At 44.0% G+C, this 752-nt stretch carries 1 protein-coding gene; it reads right to left on the bottom strand.

The features are described from left to right. On the bottom strand, window positions 1–752 hold a 752-nt coding region (locus tag R7E78_RS26250), incomplete at both ends, for an alpha-amylase family glycosyl hydrolase (protein WP_318058624.1).

The raw sequence follows: 752 nt of genomic DNA, 5'->3' as shown, positions 1-752 counted from the left end.
ATTCTCTGACTTCGTGATTCTCAAAATTCAATACCGGCAGATTGTCGATACCTTTCCAGCCAATATAGTGATTACTCTCCCCATCAAAGAAGTAATAGTCGCGAAAATCGGATTTAGGATTCCCGTACGCGCCTTTCCCTTTCTGCTGAATATCAAACCAAGGGTGATGCACAGAAGTATGGTTAAAGACCGCATCCAATACGATCTTCATGTTTTTGCTGCGGATTTTTTCGCACAATGACGCAAAATGCTCGTTAGTGCCGAACATAGGATCAATCGTGAAATAATCCGTGGTGTCGTACTTATGGTTACTTGGCGAGGAAAAAATCGGATTGAAGTACAGTGCGGTCACACCCAATTGTTCAAGGTATCCAAGCTTTTGCTCAACGCCTTTTAGATCACCACCGAAGAACTCACGTGCCCCAGAGTTTTGGTGATTCCCTACTGGTTCTCCCCACGTTTTAATCACAGCATCAGGATCGTACTCGCAGTACGCTTCACGAATCGCAGACTCACTTTGACTCGCGGCAAAACGATCAGGAAAAATCTGATAGAAAACTTGTTCTTGAACCCACTTTGGCGGTTGATGGTTTACATTCAATTTGAAATGAAATTCTTTGGGCGGAATACGTTTTTGCACGCCACGTGCGTCTAGCCAATATTGCTGACCGTTTCTAACGACTTTAAATACATAGTGGGTGATGTCTCGATCTCTATTCGGCTCGAACGATACTTCCCACAGCAGTAACTCT

This window comes from Vibrio sp. YT-19(2023), assembly GCF_033337395.1.
This window is presented reverse-complemented; position numbering and strand designations above follow the sequence as displayed.